Consider the following 291-nt stretch of genomic DNA (forward strand, 5'->3'; position numbering starts at 1 on the left):
CGCTGCAGCCGCCCTCGCCCGCCCAGCCCGCGCCGGCGCTCGCGGCGCGCGTCGCCGGCGCCGATGGCGCGCAGCTCCTGCATCAGCGCGCGCAGGTCGGGGTAGGTCAGCGTGTAGCGGTCGCGGTCGAGCACCGGGTCCTTGAAGCCGGCCGCCATCATGGCGTCGCCCACCTGCTGGATGGCCGCGAACGGCGACAGCGGCGGCACTTCGCCAATGCCCTCGTACGCCTCGCGCAGCTCCAGCAGCGTGTCGGGACCGAAGGTGGAAAACAGCAGCAGGCCGCCCGGC

At 74.9% G+C, this 291-nt stretch carries 1 pseudogene; it reads right to left on the minus strand.

Features of this window, described 5'->3' with window-relative positions:
• Positions 1 to 291, minus strand: a pseudogene (locus tag N790_RS16295) (malonyl-[acyl-carrier protein] O-methyltransferase BioC); the annotation flags it as partial.

The organism is Arenimonas malthae CC-JY-1, assembly GCF_000747075.1.
GTDB classification, from domain to species: Bacteria; Pseudomonadota; Gammaproteobacteria; order Xanthomonadales; family Xanthomonadaceae; genus Arenimonas; species Arenimonas malthae.